The organism is Aliiruegeria haliotis (assembly GCF_003003255.1).
GTDB classification, from domain to species: Bacteria; Pseudomonadota; Alphaproteobacteria; order Rhodobacterales; family Rhodobacteraceae; genus Tropicimonas; species Tropicimonas haliotis.
Window position 1 is genome coordinate 196,059 of sequence record NZ_PVTD01000005.1, and the last position, 18,621, is coordinate 214,679.

General features: G+C 55.6%; 21 protein-coding genes and 1 pseudogene. 5 read left to right on the top strand and 17 right to left on the bottom strand.

Annotated elements, in window-relative coordinates; all coding sequences use genetic code 11:
* Positions 1–33 precede the first annotated feature (33 nt).
* From CLV78_RS23895 to CLV78_RS14060, 7 genes are all read right to left on the bottom strand, one after another.
* Positions 34–309 carry a hypothetical protein gene (locus CLV78_RS23895; RefSeq protein ID WP_106205458.1) on the bottom strand — a complete coding sequence of 92 codons (276 nt, stop codon included), beginning with the start codon at positions 307–309 and terminating at the stop codon, positions 34–36.
* Positions 306–722, bottom strand: a complete 417-nt coding sequence (locus tag CLV78_RS14035) for a hypothetical protein (RefSeq protein WP_106205459.1) — start codon at positions 720–722, stop codon at positions 306–308. The genes CLV78_RS23895 and CLV78_RS14035 overlap by 4 nt, the downstream gene beginning before the upstream one ends.
* 33 nt (positions 723–755) lie before the next feature.
* On the bottom strand, positions 756–1,388 hold the full coding sequence (locus tag CLV78_RS14040) for a helix-turn-helix domain-containing protein (RefSeq protein ID WP_211300989.1): 633 nt from the start codon (positions 1,386–1,388) through the stop codon (positions 756–758).
* Positions 1,385–2,173 carry an HNH endonuclease signature motif containing protein gene (locus CLV78_RS14045; RefSeq protein ID WP_106205461.1) on the bottom strand — a complete coding sequence of 263 codons (789 nt, stop codon included), beginning with the start codon at positions 2,171–2,173 and terminating at the stop codon, positions 1,385–1,387. The genes CLV78_RS14040 and CLV78_RS14045 overlap by 4 nt, the downstream gene beginning before the upstream one ends.
* A gap of 142 nt (positions 2,174–2,315) precedes the next feature.
* Positions 2,316–2,534, bottom strand: a complete 219-nt coding sequence (locus CLV78_RS14050; RefSeq protein WP_106205462.1) for a helix-turn-helix transcriptional regulator — start codon at positions 2,532–2,534, stop codon at positions 2,316–2,318.
* 127 nt (positions 2,535–2,661) lie between these two features.
* Complete coding sequence (locus CLV78_RS14055) at positions 2,662–3,261, bottom strand: hypothetical protein (RefSeq protein WP_106205463.1); 600 nt, start codon at positions 3,259–3,261, stop codon at positions 2,662–2,664.
* Positions 3,258–4,466, bottom strand: a complete 1,209-nt coding sequence (locus tag CLV78_RS14060) for a tyrosine-type recombinase/integrase (protein ID WP_106205464.1) — start codon at positions 4,464–4,466, stop codon at positions 3,258–3,260. The genes CLV78_RS14055 and CLV78_RS14060 overlap by 4 nt, the downstream gene beginning before the upstream one ends.
* Positions 4,467–5,064: 598 nt before the next feature.
* Between CLV78_RS14060 and CLV78_RS24915 the strand changes: the two are divergent.
* Positions 5,065–6,234, top strand: a pseudogene (locus CLV78_RS24915) (DNA cytosine methyltransferase); the annotation flags it as partial.
* Positions 6,235–6,246: 12 nt separating this feature from the next.
* Here the strand turns inward: CLV78_RS24915 and CLV78_RS24500 are convergent.
* The 3 genes from CLV78_RS24500 to CLV78_RS14080 all read right to left on the bottom strand — a co-directional run bounded on the left by CLV78_RS24500 (position 6,247) and on the right by CLV78_RS14080 (position 11,228).
* Positions 6,247–7,197, bottom strand: coding sequence for a response regulator (locus CLV78_RS24500; RefSeq protein ID WP_245925060.1), 951 nt, complete (start codon positions 7,195–7,197; stop codon positions 6,247–6,249).
* Complete coding sequence (locus CLV78_RS14075; RefSeq protein ID WP_106205466.1) at positions 7,194–9,521, bottom strand: sensor histidine kinase; 2,328 nt, start codon at positions 9,519–9,521, stop codon at positions 7,194–7,196. Before CLV78_RS14075 ends, CLV78_RS24500 begins: the two co-directional genes overlap by 4 nt.
* 150 nt (positions 9,522–9,671) lie before the next feature.
* Positions 9,672–11,228: a MobA/MobL family protein gene (locus tag CLV78_RS14080; protein ID WP_106205467.1), complete on the bottom strand. Its 1,557-nt coding sequence runs from the start codon at positions 11,226–11,228 to the stop codon at positions 9,672–9,674.
* Positions 11,229–11,402: 174 nt separating this feature from the next.
* On the opposite strand from CLV78_RS14080, the gene CLV78_RS23645 reads away from it, so the two are divergent.
* The 3 genes from CLV78_RS23645 to CLV78_RS14095 all read left to right on the top strand — a co-directional run bounded on the left by CLV78_RS23645 (position 11,403) and on the right by CLV78_RS14095 (position 12,676).
* Positions 11,403–11,693, top strand: a complete 291-nt coding sequence (locus tag CLV78_RS23645) for a hypothetical protein (RefSeq protein ID WP_146136690.1) — start codon at positions 11,403–11,405, stop codon at positions 11,691–11,693.
* A 16-nt stretch (positions 11,694–11,709) separates the two neighbouring features.
* Positions 11,710–11,946 carry a hypothetical protein gene (locus CLV78_RS14085; RefSeq protein WP_106205468.1) on the top strand — a complete coding sequence of 79 codons (237 nt, stop codon included), beginning with the start codon at positions 11,710–11,712 and terminating at the stop codon, positions 11,944–11,946.
* Positions 11,947–12,334: 388 nt separating this feature from the next.
* Positions 12,335–12,676, top strand: a complete 342-nt coding sequence (locus tag CLV78_RS14095; protein WP_106205470.1) for a hypothetical protein — start codon at positions 12,335–12,337, stop codon at positions 12,674–12,676.
* Positions 12,677–13,121: 445 nt separating this feature from the next.
* Here the strand turns inward: CLV78_RS14095 and CLV78_RS14105 are convergent, their stop codons facing one another.
* The 7 genes from CLV78_RS14105 to CLV78_RS14130 all read right to left on the bottom strand — a co-directional run bounded on the left by CLV78_RS14105 (position 13,122) and on the right by CLV78_RS14130 (position 17,545).
* Positions 13,122–13,646 carry a P-loop NTPase family protein gene (locus CLV78_RS14105; protein ID WP_106205472.1) on the bottom strand — a complete coding sequence of 175 codons (525 nt, stop codon included), beginning with the start codon at positions 13,644–13,646 and terminating at the stop codon, positions 13,122–13,124.
* A gap of 103 nt (positions 13,647–13,749) precedes the next feature.
* Positions 13,750–13,950, bottom strand: coding sequence for a hypothetical protein (locus tag CLV78_RS14110; protein WP_106205473.1), 201 nt, complete (start codon positions 13,948–13,950; stop codon positions 13,750–13,752).
* Positions 13,947–14,285 (bottom strand): hypothetical protein, encoded by a 339-nt coding sequence (locus tag CLV78_RS14115; protein WP_106205474.1) that lies wholly within the window; start codon positions 14,283–14,285, stop codon positions 13,947–13,949. The genes CLV78_RS14110 and CLV78_RS14115 overlap by 4 nt, the downstream gene beginning before the upstream one ends.
* A 160-nt stretch (positions 14,286–14,445) precedes the next feature.
* The gene (locus CLV78_RS23650; protein ID WP_146136691.1) at positions 14,446–15,312 is read right to left on the bottom strand and encodes a hypothetical protein; all 867 of its coding nucleotides are present in this window, start codon (positions 15,310–15,312) and stop codon (positions 14,446–14,448) included.
* Between the two features lie 147 nt (positions 15,313–15,459).
* A complete protein-coding gene (locus CLV78_RS14120; protein WP_106205475.1) occupies positions 15,460–15,630 on the bottom strand; it encodes a helix-turn-helix transcriptional regulator in 171 nt (56 codons plus the stop codon).
* Positions 15,631–15,695: 65 nt separating this feature from the next.
* Positions 15,696–16,355: a hypothetical protein gene (locus tag CLV78_RS23655; protein WP_146136692.1), complete on the bottom strand. Its 660-nt coding sequence runs from the start codon at positions 16,353–16,355 to the stop codon at positions 15,696–15,698.
* A complete protein-coding gene (locus CLV78_RS14130; RefSeq protein WP_106205545.1) occupies positions 16,352–17,545 on the bottom strand; it encodes a tyrosine-type recombinase/integrase in 1,194 nt (397 codons plus the stop codon). Before CLV78_RS14130 ends, CLV78_RS23655 begins: the two co-directional genes overlap by 4 nt.
* A 524-nt stretch (positions 17,546–18,069) precedes the next feature.
* Between CLV78_RS14130 and CLV78_RS14135 the strand changes: the two genes are divergently transcribed.
* Positions 18,070–18,585 carry a hypothetical protein gene (locus CLV78_RS14135; RefSeq protein ID WP_106205477.1) on the top strand — a complete coding sequence of 172 codons (516 nt, stop codon included), beginning with the start codon at positions 18,070–18,072 and terminating at the stop codon, positions 18,583–18,585.
* Positions 18,586–18,621: the final 36 nt, after the last annotated feature.

Genomic DNA, 18,621 nt, shown 5'->3' on the forward strand with positions numbered 1-18,621 from the left:
CCCTCCGGTATCCGGCCGCTTGTGCGACCGATGTCAATATACCCCATCGGATTGCAGCGCTCGCAACCGACGCAGAAGCATCGGCGCTGCACCCGGTCGGCTTCCAGTGGCAACCGCCTCCCCCCAACTCCGCACGGTGTTAGCCCGCAGGCCGGCCAGCGCTGCGGCAAACGCCAACTCGGCAGATCCTCCGGTGATCCACTTGCGCGCCGCTGTGGCTTGTCTCAAGTCGCCGTTGCGCAGTTCCGCGAAGGCTCCGGCAATCGCGCGCTCGCCGGCCAGGCGCTCGCGTTCGGTCGGAGCTGTCATTGCAGGAAGCGGCTCGGAGCGACGGGCACCGCTGGCCCTTGGTCGTGTCGGTGCCTTGGTTTCAGTGGCATTGGCGGCAGCGGCCATTTCAGGCGGACCACAAGCCGCGCCGGCGGCCCGCCCAGGCTGAAGGACACCCACCCGGCAACATGCCACTTGTCCCGCGCCTTGCCGGCTTCGTGTTCCTCACATCCCAGCAACACGGCCACGGGCGCCAGCGCGCCGCAGATTTCTCCGTCGCCACTCAGGTCCAGCATCATCGCGGCAAGCACTCCGTAGCAGAGCGGATCCCGCAATCCACGGCCAGCGGCGCGTTCTTCGCCCAGGCGTTTGGCAACAGCGGCTTTCCAGGCGGCCTTGGTTCTCGGTCGTTTTCCGTTTTCGCGAAGCGGTCGTCTCTGAGCTTTTTTCATTGCGTCCGTTCCTTTAGTTCAATCGTTCTATAGTTAGGGGCTCCGTCCGGTTCCCTTGGCCGAACCGTCCGGTTCCTTTGGCCGAACCGTCCGGTTGCCTTGGGTTTTGGTGCCAAGGGAACCGGACGGTTGCCTTGGGGCGGGTTGACCGGCGGGGGCAGAGCCAAGGGAACCGTCCGGTTGCTTTGGCGGCAGATCGGGCAGCGGCCAGGAGAACCGAAGGACACGCGGCCCGTGCGAACCTTTCTTGCCGGCGTTCGGTTCCAGAACGCCGCAAGTCTCGAGTTCGCGAAGCGCGCGCCTCGCTGAGTTGGCAACGCATCCGGCCGCGGCGCAAAGGCGTTCTCTGCCCGGCCATGCCTCGCCGTCATCGTTCACCCGGCGGATCACATGCTGCAACACGGCATAGGTGGTCCAGCGGGCAAAGCCCCGGCCAGCCTCCAGTTGCCTTTCCAGCCATTCGTCCAGGGACGTTTGCCAATCGCGGAACTGCACGGGCCGAAGCTCTGCCAGGGCTGATCCGCGCATGATCTTTCCGGCGTCCAGGTCGCGGGCAATCTGATCCAGCGCAGCCTTGGCCTGCGCATCCCTCCACGACACGGCTTCCGGCACTGGAACACTGCCGATCTTCTGAAACCCACCCGTGCCCGGCTTCCCATTTGTCACCACGGCACCAACTCCCCGCGCATCGCGGCGACAGTGCGCCACCAGACCCAAGGTGCGAACCGGGTCGGCGGGCCAATCTCCAACACCTCCAGATCCAGAAGTGCCAGTACGATTGCATCGGCCACCGCCGCGGAGATCCCAAGGGCGCCGGAAAGCTCGGAAGCCGACAGGAACGCGCCCGGCCGGATATGCCGGTCGAGGTCGGCGGCCTCGATGTCGGCACGTCGCGCGCCCAGCGCCTCCAGAATGGCCAACTTGACCAACTCGCGGGCAGAACCCCGGAAATGCCGGTCATTCGCTCCAGCGGCCTCAAGCGTAGCGGCCATGATCCATCCGGCACGCTCGCAGAGATCCCAAAAATCGGCGGTCAGGACCCAGCCTTGCCAGGCGCGCGTATCCCGGCCGTCGTCGGCCGCGGTGGTTTCATCGCGCGGCATGATCTGCCCCCGGTTCAGTGGCAGCAACAACTGCCCAAGCAGAGCTACCGGCTTGCGGTGCCGTGCCATGTGGCAGGCACGGCAGAGCCAAACCACCGACAGCGGGCGCGCATAGTCGGCGTGGTGCCCTTCGGTTCGGCAGCTCGAGCCGCAATCGCTGCACCGCTCCGCGCGCTCGAGCTCGCCGCGCTGCACCGCCCGGGCAACCTGCAACCGAGCCGCAATCTTTGCCGCGTTGCCCGGATTGCCCCGATAGGTCTGTTGCGCCTGGGCGTTGCGGAGCCGGTCCAGCTCGGCAGGATCCGGCGCCGGCAGGTCGGGAAAAAGGCTCGGTTGCAGATCGGACATGGCAAATTGCCCCCGACTGCGAAAGCAGATAGCTTCGCATTGATGGTTCCATCGGTTTTCGGTGGATGGCAGCGCCGTGCGTATCCTGTCCCGGGTCCGCGCGGCGTTTCCCTTTCAGGCGGTCAGTTGCCGTACCTGGGGATCACTCTGCTGGTGCGCGGGCGACGTCGCGCGCCGCCTTCAACTGGCCGATGTAGGCCACAAGCTCGGACAGAAGCCAGCGGCTCGAGCCGCCGGATTTCACCGGCGCCGGGAAGCGGCCCAGCGCTATGTCGCGGTAGATGGTCGGGCGTTTCTTGCCGGTCATCGTTTCGACTTCGGAAATCGGCAACAGCCGTTCGGGATAGCTTTCCAGGTCCATTCCTGCCCCCGTTTCTGATCTCGGTTCGGTTTCGATACCAATTTAGATTTCACGGGATGGATTTCCGTTCAATGCCAGCGCCGGCGGACCGGTCTAGTCTGGCCGCCGGATCGGTCCGGTCAGTTCGTCAGTCGGGGTAGTCCTTGAGGCGAAAGCCGGAGCGCTTGCGCAATGTCGTCTCGCTGGGAGCGCGTCGGTTCTTTGGATCCATGGCCGCCCAAGTCTGGAGATCATCGACAACGAAGCTCAGCATTCCATGCCAGTCGCGCCCCGTGGCTATGGCTTCGTCCCTTTTGTCAGCGGCCCGGGTTTCCCAATCACGGGTCTTTGCGCTTCGCATTTCCCCGCCAAGCTCGAGATTGGACTTGGAGCGACGCGCACCCTCCAAAACCGGGAGAGCGCCTTTCAGCGCGGCGGATTGGTCTTCTGCGAAGTCGAGCAACTCAACGTGCTTGTCCAATAGACGCGAAAGGCGTTCCTGCGTCGCGCCCAAGCTTTTCAGGGCTCCCCATGCTATCGGCCCCACCTCGTCTCGCAGGACTTGCAGTGCCGCGCATTCCTTAAGCGCCCGCAAAAGGCGTTCGGCCAACTCTGCATCCACCAAAATGCAGTGGCCCGTCCCGGTGGCCTCACGGTCTTTCAGCAACTCTCGCAGTTCGCTGTGAACATTCAAAATCTCTGCGACGGGCAGCGAGCCCAGCTTGTGCCCTTTCCCCGTTTCCGTCATGCCCCCAACCTCACAACCTGTCCGGCCAGCGGCTCGCCGGCCGCCCGCAACAGGATCCCGGCCCAGCGCTCCAGAGCCTGGGCGCGCTGCGGCAACAGCTCAGAGCGTTGATAGACGCGGGCCACGGCCGACACTCTCGAGCCGGTGGCGACATGGTTCAGCACGCGGTCCACGACGCTTTCCGAAACCCCGGCCTCTGCACAATGCGAGGCAAAGGCGGTGCGCAGATCGTGAAGCGTCCAGCCGGTCACGCCGGACAGTTCGTCCAGTCGTTCCTTGAAGCGCCCGAAACCGGAGATCGGCGTCTTGCCGGTGGTTGTAAATATCAGCCCCTTGGCCCGCTCGGCATCTTCGCGGATCCCCTCGAGCTCCGCGACGGCCGGTGCGGACAGGTGGACGATATGCGGCTTGCCGTTTTTCGTCCGGCTACCCGGGATCACCCAGCGGTCGCCCTCGAGTTCTTCCCAACGCATCCCGGCCACGTCACCGCGGCGCTGGGCCGTCAGCATCAGAAGCCGGATGTATCCGCCCCAGAGCGGCCCCAGCTTTTCCGACGCATCCCAGATGGCGGCCAGTTCCTCGAGCGTCAGCACCCGGTCGCGGCCGGTTTCGCGGTGCGGTTTCTCCAGCCGCTCGCCGATGTTCACCTCAAGGTAGCCGCGCCGGTGCGCCCAGCCCGCAAAATGCGACAACCCGGCCAGCAGCCGGTTGGCAGCAACCGGCGTCTTGCGCGCCTTGTCGTCTACCATGGCTTGCAGATCCGTTTTGGTCAGCTCTGCCATGGGGCGCGCCATGTGGATCTTGAGCGCCCGCTTCAGCGCGTTGTGGCGTCGGCTTTCATCCTTGAGCTTTGCAAGGTGAAGATCGGCGTAGCGGTGCAGCACTTCGGAAACCGAAGTCGCCTGATCCACAAGTGCCGCCTGTCGGGCTTCGCGGCGTTCGGCAACGGGATCCCGGCCGGCCGTCACTTCGGCACGCAATCGGCCGGCAGTGTCCCGGGCATCGCTGAGCGACATGGCTGGATAGTGGCCCAGGACAAACCGCCGATCCCGGCCGTGCACTTTGAGCCGTATCGACCAGGTGCGCTCGCCCTTGGCGGTGTATCGGAAATTGAGCCCCCGGCACTTTGTGTCGGTCAGCTCGAGCCGCCCGCTTTCGGGGCGTGGCAGCTTGCGCAAGGCAACTGCGGTCAGTTCGGTCTTCATGGTCTCTTGTCCCGGGTCGAAAAGCGCCCCCACTCATTCTGGGGGCGCGCTGGGGGCGCTTTTTGCACGCGCTTGGATGGTTCTGGCAGGGACGATGATAGACGTTCAGAGACGAAATATCCACCACAATACACTGAAATCAATAGATGTTTTTAGACGCCCTCAGACGGGGCGAGATTGGCTGGGAAACTCGTGATCGGAGATTGAAAATCCTCGTGTCGGTGGTTCGATTCCGCCCCCGGGCACCACTATTTCAAATATTTAAATTTAAAAACAATATGTTGAAACAATAAGGCCCTCGTCAATCCACCTTCTAGTCCCCTCCATCGGCTGCAAAGGATGGACATTGGAGTCAACTGCGGTGTCTTCGAACTGCATGCAGCCACAAAGACGGACAAAAAAACGACGCCCAGCCGGAGAACTGGTCCAAATCCAAGCACGCCTTCGGGTGCCGACCAAGGTTTCAACATGATGTTGCTCAGCCGCAGTTGAGTGGAAACATATGCTCTTGACTAACGGAACTACTCCTTTGGGGTTGCTAGAGATCTCAGGTTGTTGGTTATCTGCTCGTGAGTGAACGGGCTTCTTCGGGAAGAAAATGACGGCCAACTGTATTGATCTTTTCTCAGGATGTGGCGGTCTCTCGCTAGGCCTAGGAAGTGCTGGGTTCAAAACACGATTCGCCGTTGAAGCGCATGATGACGCCTTCGCAACCTATGAGAAAAACCTACTTCACAGGCATCCTGAAAGGCACGATTGGCCGAGTTGGCTAGAACGCAGAGCCTGGCGCGCTGAAGAACTGTTTTCAGAGCACAAAACCGAGCTGAAGGCATTGCGCGGTTCGGTTGATCTGATCGCTGGCGGCCCTCCATGTCAGGGATTTACGACCAACGGCCTCAGACGACCTGATGATCCGCGCAGCCGAATGGTGGATGTTTATCTGAACTTCGTTCGGGAGGTCCGGCCTTGTCTAGTCTTGCTAGAAAACGTTCAGGGGTTCCGCTCAATGCCACACGGCACTGGAGGCACCTACGAGGACTATGTCCGTGGTCAACTCGTGGAAGCTGGGTACGACGTCTGGAGTGATGTTCTCAGGGCAATGGACTGGGGAGTTCCCCAACGTCGACCAAGGTTCGTATTGATCGCGGCCAAAGCAGGAGCATTGACAGGAATTGACCCATTCCTAAGGCTCCGTGTCGCACGCCAGAAATTCCTTCAGGTCAGGAACCTTGGGCCAGGTCCGACGTCTGCACAGGACGCGATCTCCGACCTTGAGACCAACGGAGACGAAATGCCTTTGGATGAAGAGTGGGGGCACCTCGGCTTCAAGAGGCTCCAACGCAAAGCTTCGAGTAGCTCAAGCTTTCAGAAACTGATGAGAGTTGAAAGCCATGACCAGCCGACGGACCTACGGCTTCCGAGGCACAGACAACCTGCTATTCAAAGGATGAAGGATATTTTGTCCACATGCGAGCGGGGTGTTTGTCTGCGACGTGATGACAGAGAACGACTAGGTATCGGCAAACGTTCGACCACCCCTTTAGACCCCAACGCACCAGCGCCCACGATATCCACGCTACCAGATGACTTCGTGCACTACGGTGCGCCTCGTTCGATGACCGTTCGAGAACATGCCCGGCTCCAGTCCTTTCCGGACTGGTTCTCGTTTCAAGGTCCGTATACTTCTGGCGGGAAGCAAAGGCGAAACGCATCTCCAAGGTTTACTCAGGTTGGAAACGCAGTCCCGCCGCTTCTCGCGGAAGCTATTGGTGAAGTAATGCTAGGATTGCTGCCCATTATCCGCGACAATGATGTCTCTCATTTCTCGGAAGGCGTCAATATGCTCTGCAAAGGTCTGCCGCAAAATGGGGAAATCCATGACGGAGATATCGTCGCTACCCTGTAACGCCCACCCCTCTGGACCTTCGATTTCAATGACATGCCCGAGTGTATTTCTTTTTGCCAATATCTTTTCATTGTAACCCTTACTTTCATTTCGAAGCTCTCTTAGACGCTCCACCCTTTCCGCATCAATTCCAAATGCCTCAGGTCGGGCAGTTACGGCTCTTGAGAGCAGTCGGAAAAATTTGAAGAGCTTTAAGCTATCGACCGCTCTGGTATTCAACCGATCTTCCAGCGATCCTTCTGAGGCCGTTTTGTACTTCTCCAACAGTTTCTCGGCTGATTTGAAAACTTCATCGTCCAATTTCTTGACTTTGTCTGCACACTCCCGGTCTTGCTTCGTTATAAACAACACTGAAGTCTTCATTATGTCGTCGCATTCCGCCACAACCTTAATCGCAAGGCCTCTCATCCCAGACAACCTATCGAGTGACCGAGCCGTTTGTTCAATTAACGCGCCCGTTCGCGAAATGAACCTGTCGCGATGACTGCAATAGACGCCCTCTACCTCATTGGCCGCAATTTTCGAACGAAGCGACGATTCGCCAATTGTCCCGGAATAGAAGAGGATAGTTGTCGACGGAAACAGATTGCGCACTACCGGTGCAAGGTCATCTCCTCTCACGTCCTTCAGTTTGTAGTCCAGTAGTATTATGTCAAAGCGATGGTACAGACTGTGTTGCCGAGCAAGTTCTTCTATTCCGTCATCGTTCTCAATATTTACGATTCTCGGCAGAAACCCAGCCTCGCGTATCCGTCGTTCTAAAGCGATTCGTTCTTCCGTACTAAACGAGTCTTCAATCCAAAGAATGCCTATATCGAGATTCACGCAACATCTCCTGGTATTGAGATTTCAAAAATTGCTCGGCTTCCATCACCGACCAACACCATTGTCCCCCCCATCGTCTCGATGATCTGCCTTGCGCTGTACAGCCCTAGCCCTGTTCCTTTCGTTGATCCTGTGTATCCGCGCTCAAAGATCTTCGCCGGATCCACTCGTCGTGTGTCGATGCCAAGTCCGTCGTCGGAAACAAGAATAGCGATGGACTTTGCCGACTTCTTCGACACTTTGAACTCAATCTGGCTCGCCTTGGCCTTGCGAGCATTGTCTAGAAGGTTGTCGATCAGAACAGCGACATCGACGGGCGAAAACTCTCTGTGCAAAGAGACGTTTCCAGCTTCCAACTTCACGTTGGGTAGATCGGGAACGCCTGCAACGCGAACCTCAAAATACTCCCCGATAAACTGAACAATGTCGCCGTCAACTCGGTCCGTTTCAAGATCGACACGGATGTTGGGTGCAAAGGATAGCACGCTTCGTAACCTGTCACCTGATAGGTGCGCACCGGCGAGTGAAACCGAAACTCTTCTGGCTGCTTGCCGAATCGTGGCGAAAAGGTCCTCAGCCTCTTCCAAATCTTCAAGTTCATCCGCCTCTTGGGCCGAAGAAAGCAGCGAGTTCACTTCATGAACCGCATTTGATACTGCTGACGACAGATGACCAAGGTGAATCGTTGCTTGATGCATCAGTAGTTGAACCCTTTCAATATCAATGTCCTTGCTACTTCCTAGGAAAGCCGCCTGCTGTTCTAAGAGCGCAATCCTCGCATCGGCTCTTTGTCGTTCTTCCAGAGCTCTACGCGCTTGCTCGCGAGCTTCTTCGCGTGACTGTTTGAGTTGTTCGATTCGCCTACGCGCGCTTTCGACTTGATCAAGAAGCGCTGGGTCTCCTCGACGCTCAGCCAAGTCGGACATGGCACGAAGGGCCTTATCCGTAATGTGATCTGGGTCCTCAGATACTTTGACAATGTCTTTGTCAAAATAGTCGATCACAACATCTGTGGATCGCGCTAGATTTCCTACAACGGTTAGAACTCTGGAGCGAGCACTGTCGGTTTCAAGTCCGTCTGCTGTGTCCCGGTCCTGATCCTGCTTGTCTTGCCAGTTTACGCCAACAACATATCTTTCAAGGCGGAACACCATATTTGTGCGTATTGCCTCGTAAAGTGCTCGGCTTCTTGCATCTTCGACAAGACCGGCGTCACGACTTGAAACCTCGCGAAACAATTTCGGACGTGCGAGAACATCCACTCGCCCCAATACGTCTCGGGTTCCAAAGTATCGAGATTGGCCCTGCTGCTTTCTTCGATTTAGACCGAAAGTATCGTCCGTTTCATCTCCGATTGGAGATATCCGAAATCCATTCAAAAACAGAAAGATGCTTCCAAACTCTACAGGTCGAACACCCATACGCCTAGTAAAAGTGGATTTTGCCGACCGGTTGAGAAAGTATATTTGACCAGTAACTTCGCAATCAATCAACTCTTCGTAGGGAGAGGGTTCGCGAATGGCATAGATCTTCCTCCCCCGGTCATATAGGGTGCTGGAAATCTCTCCATGTTCAATCTTTACTTCGATCCGGCTGGTTTTTTGTTCAAGGAGGTCCGAGATCTCATTTCCAACAGGGCCATCAACACCATCTATCCATTTATCTGATCCATCATAAAGCCACGTTGAAACTTCGACAGTATCAGTTGTGCCGAATGGATCAATTAGTTTAGCTAGATCTCGGCGGAGACGTCGAACACGCTCCTCATTCCATCTATGTCGGGTTCCCTTAATCACCAATACCGTACCACTACCCTCCGGGAGTGTAGCGTTGCTTGTTTCAGGGAAGCTATTTGCTTGTGACACCAAAACGTCAATTTCTTGAAACTCTTCCGAACTGCTTTCTTCGAACAAAGTCCAGTCTATAGAGAGCTTTGCTATTTCATCCGAGCTCTCACTCCTGCTGAAGAGTTCAAGACCTACTCCAAGTGTATCGCAAGCGAACCTTCCGATTCCTTTGCTACCTGCAAACTGCCCTCCAGGTCGGATTTTGTCTCGATAGTTATCAGCTTGAGCCAGAGCTTTTTCAGAATAAGCGACAAAAAGCCATTTCTCTCTAATATCAGATTGAGACATGCCGTGGCCATCATCTACAATTGTAATGGTTTCGGCCTCTGTATCAAACTCAATGCCGACTGATGTGGCTCCAGCGTCGAACGAGTTTTTGACAAGCTCAAAGATGGCGACAAACTCGTTGGTCACCAAATCTCGACCGATGATGTCCTTTAGGTGCGAGCTGATTCTGAACTTGTCGTGTCCTTGCATGAAGACTTGCTACTCCAGTTGCCTCACAGAGCGAAGCCTGAACACTACATCACTGAACATGGGGCATCGACAGTTGCTGAATACGCTCAATGGCATCGTCAGTGAGCCAAGCTCGACTTGCATGCGTTCTTGAAGGAAGCCACAGCCAGATCAATGCCTAGGCGTTGGCAAGGACACAGTGTTTGAGTCGAAATCGACGAAACGAGCGAACTGCTTTCGAAGAATACGGCTAAGCTTTGCGAGTAAGTTCGGATCTCGAATATCGGGGCTAGGCTCAACATCAGCAGGCCCGCACATGTCGGCACAGCCGCCATTGAAGCCAGCGATTTCGTCGGCCAGCTCGTCGGCGGCTTCGGCCAGCTCGTCGGCCTGCCGGATTACTGACCCGCTGCTTTGTAGATCGCTAGAACTGCGTTCATGCGTTTCACTAGCTCGTTGTTCGTTTTCTGTAGCTGTGTTTGCTGCTCGATGATCGTTTTCAATAGTTCTCTGATTGTCTCGTCTTTGCTCATGTCGCTCTGCCTCTCTGCGTTTGCTGTGGTTGTGTTGTTTGAGTGCCGCCAGCTCGTCGGTCAGCTCGTCGCTGGCCACGACTCTACGGGCCTTGTCGAGCTGAGATGCACCCCGACGGGGCCGGTTGTGCTCTCGCAACTCTGCGGTGATTGCGTCGTATCGCTCGGCGCTGTTGATGCGTTGCAGCTCGGTTGGCTCATTGAGCAATTCGATTGCTGCGTCTCCGAAGTCGGCTTCGGATCGGGCGTCGATCAGCTCGGCGGGTTCATGAGCTGGTCTAGTTTCGATTCCGTCCGCATCGTGATTTCGATCAGCTCCCGCAACAGGGGTAGGAGCGGATCGGCCCCGGCCTCGGTCGGCCTGACGTAAGCTAGAATCTCCGTCGTGTCTCGCTTCGTCGCTTCGATCTTGATCGCGATCTCGTTGCCGCTCGGCTTCCCGGTATTCGTTGATTGCCGCGACGGCTTCGGCTCGCCGCTCAAGGAATTCTGCGACGTGCTTCGGGGCGGCTGGTGCTGGTCTGTCATGTTGTAGTGCCTCCTGTTGGCGTTTTCTCCATCGCTTTAGTGCGTGGATTGTGGATTTCGGGGCGGTGGGAATTCTCAGTTCCTCGGGGATCGGCTTTGCCGACACCTCGGCGTTGATGCCGTGCCGGTCGAAAAACTGGTTCATGCGGTCGGCAAACTGGTCTCGCATTTCGCGACCTTTGCCCTCCGTCATGATCGAGTTGAATTCGCGATCTTTCTTCTTGTCGAAGCCAGCAGCTCCGACATGACGAAGCGAGATCAGCGCCGAAACGTGGTCATTTTCGCCGTTGCCAAAAATGCCGCCGTCCTCGTGCCTCGCGAACTCGACGCCAAAGCCGCGATCAACGAGGGGTTGCAGCATTTCGCGAGCAAACTCGTTGCGAAGTTCGCCGGGAACTTCGTGCGGAATCGAAAAGTCGAACGTGCGAGCTGTCTGCGCATCTTTGCGACGCTCGACGCCTTCGGCTTCGGTCCACATGGCCACCGGATCGTGCATCCGCTCGGGCGCATCGGCGGGCAACATGACTTCAGAATGTTGCAGCTCGTCGGCCTTGTGCGAGAAGTCAAATTCGGGGTCCTTAGAGCATCGCTGATAGGCTGAGCGGCGCAGAGCGCTGCCGCCCTGCGATCTCTGAACCACTCCGAAGCTGACCCGAAAATAAGCCATGTGTTTTCGCTCTTAGCTCCGCAAGACGAAGCACGTTGGCCTTGGCCAACGTATAAGCGAGCATCCCCTTTCTTTTGAACTTCCCTTGCAATTTTAAATTGTGTGCGCATTTGAGAAATCAAGACTTTCAATTTCGGTTTATGTTTTTGAAGTCAGTTGGGGAGATTTTCATACGTGCAAAATAGAAAGACGGAGTTAGAAAAGGCAGAGGAACGGTTTCTGAAGGCAAAACTGAAGCTCGCGGAAGTGAAAAGGCGTGCTGGAGACGCCGAAAGAAAGAGGCGTGACACTGCACTGTTCACAATCGGAGCTTGTTTCGCTGCCTTACTGCGTGATCGACCAGATTTTGCCCGAAAATTTTGGAGCGAATATCTGTGTCACCTCGCGCCAGAGCTGATGAACGACACACGACGCAGGGCGTTGCGCGAAGTCTTTGATCTGGAGTCCAAGCATGACGAAACCTGAGTGATTTCGGTAGCTTATGTCGCGCCTCTTGTTCGCGGAGTCGGGGCTGCAACAGCTCGAAGATGGGGCGGCGCTGGCGCGCATGACTGATGTGCATCGCTCATACAGAGCGTTCAAGGATGCGGAGCTGGAAAAGGAAGAAGCGGAAGAAAAAATGAAGGCCGCAGGCGACGAGCTGGTGAAAGCGATTGACGGATATGGCGAGCTGAAAGATTTGCCGCATCCTATGAAAGATTATCGAGCGGGACTTTAAAATAGGGCGGAATTTACCGAGGACAGAAATGGATAACACTCTAGAAATAAAGAGGGCCATGGAGACATATTTTCGCGAGCAATATGAACTTCAAGAGCGAACTATTCGGCACTTGGAAAGCATCGAAAAGCAAAACAAGGTTTTGATTTCAATTTTCGGTGCTGCCGCGAAACATTTGGATTCCGAGCAATGATCCGGGGTCTATTCATCTTGGGGTCAATGTTGACACAAATGCACCTGCTGCGAGCGAAGAAGCTCAAACGCCGCCGCCGCTTGAGAGCGAATAGGCGGACAGCCCGCGCGGCTGCTGGTTTGCTCGCGGCACATCGAGCGATGCACATCGCGAAGAAGCAAGCTGCTCGCTACGCCGCTGAACTGGGGATGTGAGATGCTGACAGATGGACAGCGATACACGATGAAAATGACGATGTTGCTCCACGAAGATTCAGAGCGATTGCGAAAGGTTTGGGCGATCAGGAATGAACGTCTGCGGGCTGGATCGTTTCCGCTTTCTGTCGAAGAAGCTGCTGAGATCGTCACTGGCCTCGGTTACAAAGAAGAGTCTTCGCGCTGGTATCAAATGGTCTGGAAGCTATCGCGGGTGCCTGTCGGCGAGCTACGTCGTTCTCGCAGCCAGTTCCAGCACGACGAAGGCGGAGATCCCGGCGACGATGGTGCGCCGGGGTTGTCGATGGATATCGACTCGATCCTGAAAGACGCAGGTTTGTAGGGGCTGTCTGCCCCAGGCCCTGTGGGCCTCCCCCGAAGGTTTTTTCGCTCGGAAATGAGGCGATAAGGCTTCTCCTGGCCGAAGCTTGCGGAGACCAAGAGAACGACGGGGTTGCTATTTGCGAGCTGCCGCACACTTACAACATGTCCGCGTGAGCTGGGGAGCAAATCGCGGAACTCGGAAATGCCCCTCGGTCTGTTCACCTCAATGTCAGCCGAGGGTTTTTTTTATAGGAAATCGTTAAACGCGCCGCAGCTCTCGCAGGTCTTCCAGGGGATCCGCTCGCCGTTTATGAAGTCGAGCACTTCTGATCGCGGCGCGGTTTCCTCGTTCCAGCCTGGTTGTGTCCACGCTGGAATTTCACGCTCGATACTCCAACGTGTCTCGCGTTCGCAGCGGTCGTTTTCTGTGTCTACAGATTCTCTGTCCATAACGATTTCCTTGTTTAATTGTTTATTTGTTGAGTGATGTGATCGAATAGGGGGCGGGCACTGTCGTTCACTGACTGAAAGCGGGTTTCGGTCAATGCGGTGCCTTCTTCGCCACAGCGCCGCCAGCTGGGGCGGTAGAGTAGATGGCTGGGCAAGGTCGCATAGTCCGTTGTCTCAAGCCATTCTCTCGCGTTCTTAGCTTCGGCTTCGGTGGATACCTGGCTAAGTGCAAATGCGATGCGAGCGAGCGGGATTCGGGCGTCCACGAGCGCATGAGCGAGGTTTACGGAAGGCTTGAGATCGTCAAACGAATTGCTCGTTGGGATGATCGCTAGATTAGACCGCTCGGCGGCTTCGATGCTCTCGCTGTTAGCGTGGGGGCGTCCGTCGATGATTAACACGTCATAACCACGACCGAGGTTTAGCGCCTCTTTGACTGACTTAGCTTCCACGGCCTCTACAGCCTGGACCAGCTCTGCCGCTGCCCGAAGCTCGGCCCATTCGGCGCTTGTGGCTTGCTGTGTGTCCAGATCGGCCAACCGTGGGCGCTAGCCGATCTTCGACAGCTCCACGGCTAGGGTGCGAGCGAGTGAGCTTTTGCCGACTCCGCCTTTTTTTGAGACAGGAAGCTGACAACGTAGGTCATATACCCCAGCCTCGTTTTGTGTCTGCGATGAGTCCCGCCACGCGGTCTAGTTCGTCTCGAATGAGCCCGAGCAGCTTTGAATCAGTTGTGCGACTGCGCAGAGCGCGCAGGCTTCCAGCGCATTCTTCTAAGGCTGTCGCATCGCCGGTCGCATCGTCGATCTGATTAATGATCTGATTTAGCTTACTCTCGCTCATGCTGTGGATTCCTTGTTTATTTGCTTAAGTGTTGACGCTGCGAGTTTAGCGGTCGCAAGACCGAAAGCTTTTTGCGTGATCTGTTCGATAGCGTGGCGCAAGTCTTCAACCAGATCGTCGATTTCGAGCCTGTCGGCCTCGGCTTCGACGTAGTGACGCGCGGATTCCAGCAGTCCGATATGGCGGACAAGCGTGCTCTGGTTCCGCATCGTTAAGCTAACCTTAAAAATGCGGTCTGCTGGCTCGGTCGATATTGTGACGGCATCGAGCAGCATGGTGGTGTTGTTCATATCAGTGCGGATTGCTTCCATGAGTTCGGGGGCCAAGTGCGGCATAGCTTGTTTCCTGTTAACTTGTTTAGGTGTTACCGAAAGCGGTGAGGGTGGCAGCCCAGGTCACAGGGAACCGGAGACCTAGACTATGTACGGTTGTGACGAGGCTGCCTAGGATACCCACAGGAGCATCCCAAGCTGCAATAAACCAAAGGTGTTTGCCCTAGCGAAGGCCGGTCTGCGCGTCATTGCGAGATGCGATGAGGGCCCTAGAGATTAGGTATCGTCCTCGTCTAGCAGCACTTCCAATGATGTAACCTTGAGTCTGATCGTAGCGGGAGTTCTTAATTCGACCACCGAACTCGATGCCCCTCTCAAGCTTGGAACTATTCGGGACAAGACGACCACGGAATAGTCTCTCAGAAGCTTCAGCTTTTCCGATGTAAGCGGCGGCCCAATAACCCTGAAACTCAGGCTTACCATCTGGAAACTCTGTTGCGAAGTGCCACGAATTCTTTTCGCCACAAGCAACTTCGCCGCGTGTTCTCACGTCCGGAGTTCGCTTTCTTGACAACCTCCTCTCACCAGTAAACCTTTCAATATAGTCGATTGCCGCCGGGATATGATCCGCTGGCACATGCGTCAGGTGATGAATGTGCTCACCCTCTTTCGGAGACATTTCCCTGACAATGATTGACTTCGCCTTGAACCTTCTCTTGGGCCTCCAGCACCATCGCCGCCAGCCATCATTGTAAATCTTCATGAGGTCATATCCATTGGAAGAAAACAGCCGATGGTCGGGATTTCTAAGAATTGTGGAGAGCCTCGCCGTTATCAACACATTCAAAGGAGTTCCCTGCTGATAAGCTACATGGGCATACGAAACAAACTCTGACATCTCACCAATCTTTAGGCTGTTTGTAACCCTCTTAGGTCTCTTTCTGACTCCTTTAGTCATTATTGAAATATCATCTGGACCATCATGGGGGCGATACGGAAATAGATCCGCGCGTACCTTATAATAGGGGGGTGTCCGTAGAAGGCCGGTTTCGCCCTTCGGCGCAACACCTGATGATGCGACTTCGGGCATCTTTTGCTCTGAACTTTGCGCGTCTGCGTCAGCGGTTATACAGATAGTCTTTTTCATTTGGATGATACCGTTTTTTGGGCATGGGTCGTCCGTCACCTGCCGTAAGCAGGCAAGGCGTCGAGCACCGAACTCAATTGAAGGATAGATTTAGGTGAAGATGTCAGTCATGGCTGAATCAATGTCACTTTCGCGCCAGTATAGCCTGCCGCCTAGCTTCAGTGGCTTTGGAAGGCGACCGAACTCCACATCGGTGTAGATTGCGGAGCGGGATCGGCCTCCGAGTTTTTTACGAAGGTCAGAAAAATTTAGGTACTTCATGGGGCTACCATTGTTTGCTGTAGGTTGCCCAACATTGTCTGAAGTTGTCTACGTCGTCGTTAGATTTAAATTCGCCAAATAGCTTCGCATGTACTTGATCGCCACAAGTGATCGATGCCCAAGGCGGTCTTGCCCCGTGAAACACTGGTCTCGAGGTTTGGTTGATGGGGCTTGTCTTTGAAGGGGTTTTCCCCAAGCACTCCGAAGTCAAAACCATCTACCTCCGCAAGAATATCTCGATTGGAAACGTTAACCCCAACGCTGGGGGAATAGCCATCCCCTCGGAGAAGCTTCTCTTTCTCGTGAATGTAGACCCACAACGCGAATGCTCTGTGGCTATCAATTCCAGACGTTGCGTCAACACGTCGTGGACGCCCACGAACAGTAGGAAAATTATACGGTGCTCTTTGGTAGGCTTCCAAAGTTTGATACAGCAATCCGTAGAACAGTATTTTGAGAGCTCCATTGGACATGCCGTGACCCACACCGAGGATTTTTCGATAATTGACATCGTCGTCGAACAATCGACCAAAGAGATCCAAGTCTATATTTGCGTGCTCTAGAAAACCGTCAGCCTCTAATTCCAGTAGCAACAACCCGCGAATTGCGATGTCGATCACGTGGGGTTCAGCACCAATGCCAAAGCTTACATCTTCAAGCTTTTTTTGTAGTCTAAGCCTTTGGTCTTCTGCAATTGGCTCCATCAGCGTTTCAATGTCACTCAATTCGCCTCTAGCAAGCGAACTACTTGGCCACTTTTTCCGAGCAGGTGCTCTGACCAGCGTTCCATAAGCTGTCGGCGCTGTTCCAGGAAGTCGGTCCTACGATATGCGCGCTCGACGGACGATCCCGAAACATGTTGTAAGATCGTCTCACATACTTCGTTCGGCGCATCGGTAGCCTCCGCTAACCACGTTCTTAGGCTGGATCTGAATCCGTGTGGCCGCTCGTCATGGCCTTGTCTTTTCATCAACCCAGCAAGCGTGCCGTCACTAATGACGCCCTTTCTTGTCGATGGGAACAAGAACCCCTTCTTTTGAAACGGCTTTGAAAGGTCGATGACTTTTAAAGCCTCCAGCGACAGAGGAACCCGGAACTCACTTGTCTTACCTTTCAGGCCCTTCATGGAGTCACTGGGGATTGTCCAGACGTCACCATCAATTTGGTCCAGGTTAATAAACCTAAGCGGATGCGAGCGAACACCAGTCAGGATAAGTAGGCGCATCGCCAAGTTCGTAACCGACGGTTCGGTCAAGCTCTGATAGAATGACGGAACCTTGGTCCAGTGCAGAGCCGGAATGTTCTTCGGGGTATGACGTGTCTTTCCTAGGAGCAACTTAGCCTTTTCCGTGACCTGCAAGTCGACATCGAGGTCATGTGCAGCGGCGTGTCGCAGAACGATTGATATCCTGTTAAGCGCTTTTCGAGCGGTATCTGCTTTGCTGTGCCAGATTGGCGCGAGGGCATCTTTCACGTCGCGTTGATCCAGTTGTGCGACCGGAATTTTTCCCAACTTGGGAAAAACGTGGTTCTCCAAAGGGCTTAGCCATCGTCCGGCCTTACCGTCGCCCTTTAGTTCGGGCTTCTTTGCTTCAAATGCCTCAAGCGCGATTGCCTCAAAGGTGTTGTCGGCCCTTTTGGCTTCCCGTGCCTCCCTTTCGCGTTGCTTTATTGGGTCTATTCCCCTTTTTGCTATCGATCTCCAGTGATCGGCGAGGCCGCGTGCATTCTTCAGGGACACGTCGTTGAAGCTGCCGAGGCCCATCTCTCTACGCTTGCCGTGAATCGTAACTCGCAGCACCCATTGAGCCCCACCATCCTTGCGCTTATGCAGCCACAGCCCAGCGCCATCACAGTGCTTCCCTACTGGTGCGCTTCGAACAAATGACGCGGAAAGAAGTTCTTTGCCAGCCATGTCCATCCCCCTTTCTATCCACCGCAATATGTAGGATACGACCGGACAGTTCAATACAGTTTAAGACAATTAAGGCACGGAAATATTTCGAATCTAGGTTTCTCCACGACACCGAAGAACACCTAAATATAGGAATGCGATTCCGCCCCCGGGCACCACTTCACCCTGATACCATACGAGAAATCCTGGCATATCAATGGCCTGCCGTGGGGTTCGCGGAATAAGCCTCTGATATCGGTATCGACGCGGTCAACTGATCCGCATGTCGCCTGTTCCGTTGGAGGTGTCCGACTGTCGGGCCTGCTCCACTTGATGTGATTGGTCTCGTAGCTGGGGCTATCGTACCCTGCTTTCAGCACTCGGATGAAACCGTTTGAGAAAAGCGACTGTGTGGACGGGAGCCGATGCGAGGCTGAAGTGTCATGTGTCGTCGTTTGGCAGGTGGGAGACTGGATGCAGAAACGGCATTCGTGCCGACAGGCCTGTTTCGGGGCCGGTCAGGCGCCTTGCGGGTAGGAGACGCCATGACAGGTCGCAGCAATGCCTTGGATCTTTTGCTTGGCGCGGTACTCCTGTTTCCTTTGCCGGCGGCGGCCTCGGACAGGGAGCCTTGGGGAGAGGCCGGGCCGTGGAAACTCTATGTCGACAGGGCTGCCGGCAATGGGTGTGTCATGGAGCGGGACCTTGAGAACGGGCTTCGTGTCAGGATCGGGAACCTGCCCCGGAAGGGGGGCCAGTTTCTCGACATCCTAAGCCGCGAATGGACGGATGTCGTCGACGGTGAATCCGGCGAAGTCGACATCGATTTCTCGGACGATCTGTTCAGCGGTGACGCCACCGGGATCGTGGAGGGCGCGTGGTACGGTGGTCATATCTTCACGAACAATCCGGAGTTCCTTGACCTCTTTGCGCGAAAGCGCTCGCTGTCGGTGGGCGAAACGGGCATGGAAATGTACGAAATCTCGCTGGACGGGACGACCAAGGGGCTTCAAGCTTTGAGCAAGTGCCAGGAAAGCCAACCCACTCCGGTGACAGAGTAGCAGGTATCGCAGGTGTCGAGATGGGCCCGGAGAAGC

Bases quoted from the DNA above. Each gene is read 5' to 3' on its own strand.
- CLV78_RS14035 (WP_106205459.1), bottom strand. From the start codon at position 722: ATGAAAAAAGCTCAGAGACGACCGCTTCGCGAAAACGGAAAACGACCG.
- CLV78_RS14095 (WP_106205470.1), top strand. From the start codon at position 12,335: ATGCTGACAGATGGACAGCGATACACGATGAAAATGACGATGTTGCTC.
- CLV78_RS14050 (WP_106205462.1), bottom strand. From the start codon at position 2,534: ATGGACCTGGAAAGCTATCCCGAACGGCTGTTGCCGATTTCCGAAGTC.
- CLV78_RS14085 (WP_106205468.1), top strand. From the start codon at position 11,710: ATGTCGCGCCTCTTGTTCGCGGAGTCGGGGCTGCAACAGCTCGAAGAT.
- CLV78_RS14130 (WP_106205545.1), bottom strand. From the start codon at position 17,545: ATGGCTGGCAAAGAACTTCTTTCCGCGTCATTTGTTCGAAGCGCACCA.
- CLV78_RS14055 (WP_106205463.1), bottom strand. From the start codon at position 3,261: ATGACGGAAACGGGGAAAGGGCACAAGCTGGGCTCGCTGCCCGTCGCA.
- CLV78_RS14115 (WP_106205474.1), bottom strand. From the start codon at position 14,285: ATGCCGCACTTGGCCCCCGAACTCATGGAAGCAATCCGCACTGATATG.
- CLV78_RS23650 (WP_146136691.1), bottom strand. From the start codon at position 15,312: ATGCCCGAAGTCGCATCATCAGGTGTTGCGCCGAAGGGCGAAACCGGC.
- CLV78_RS14135 (WP_106205477.1), top strand. From the start codon at position 18,070: ATGACAGGTCGCAGCAATGCCTTGGATCTTTTGCTTGGCGCGGTACTC.
- CLV78_RS14045 (WP_106205461.1), bottom strand. From the start codon at position 2,173: ATGTCCGATCTGCAACCGAGCCTTTTTCCCGACCTGCCGGCGCCGGAT.
- CLV78_RS14120 (WP_106205475.1), bottom strand. From the start codon at position 15,630: ATGAAGTACCTAAATTTTTCTGACCTTCGTAAAAAACTCGGAGGCCGA.
- CLV78_RS14060 (WP_106205464.1), bottom strand. From the start codon at position 4,466: ATGAAGACCGAACTGACCGCAGTTGCCTTGCGCAAGCTGCCACGCCCC.
- CLV78_RS14075 (WP_106205466.1), bottom strand. From the start codon at position 9,521: ATGCAAGGACACGACAAGTTCAGAATCAGCTCGCACCTAAAGGACATC.
- CLV78_RS23895 (WP_106205458.1), bottom strand. From the start codon at position 309: ATGACAGCTCCGACCGAACGCGAGCGCCTGGCCGGCGAGCGCGCGATT.
- CLV78_RS14080 (WP_106205467.1), bottom strand. From the start codon at position 11,228: ATGGCTTATTTTCGGGTCAGCTTCGGAGTGGTTCAGAGATCGCAGGGC.
- CLV78_RS14110 (WP_106205473.1), bottom strand. From the start codon at position 13,950: ATGAGCGAGAGTAAGCTAAATCAGATCATTAATCAGATCGACGATGCG.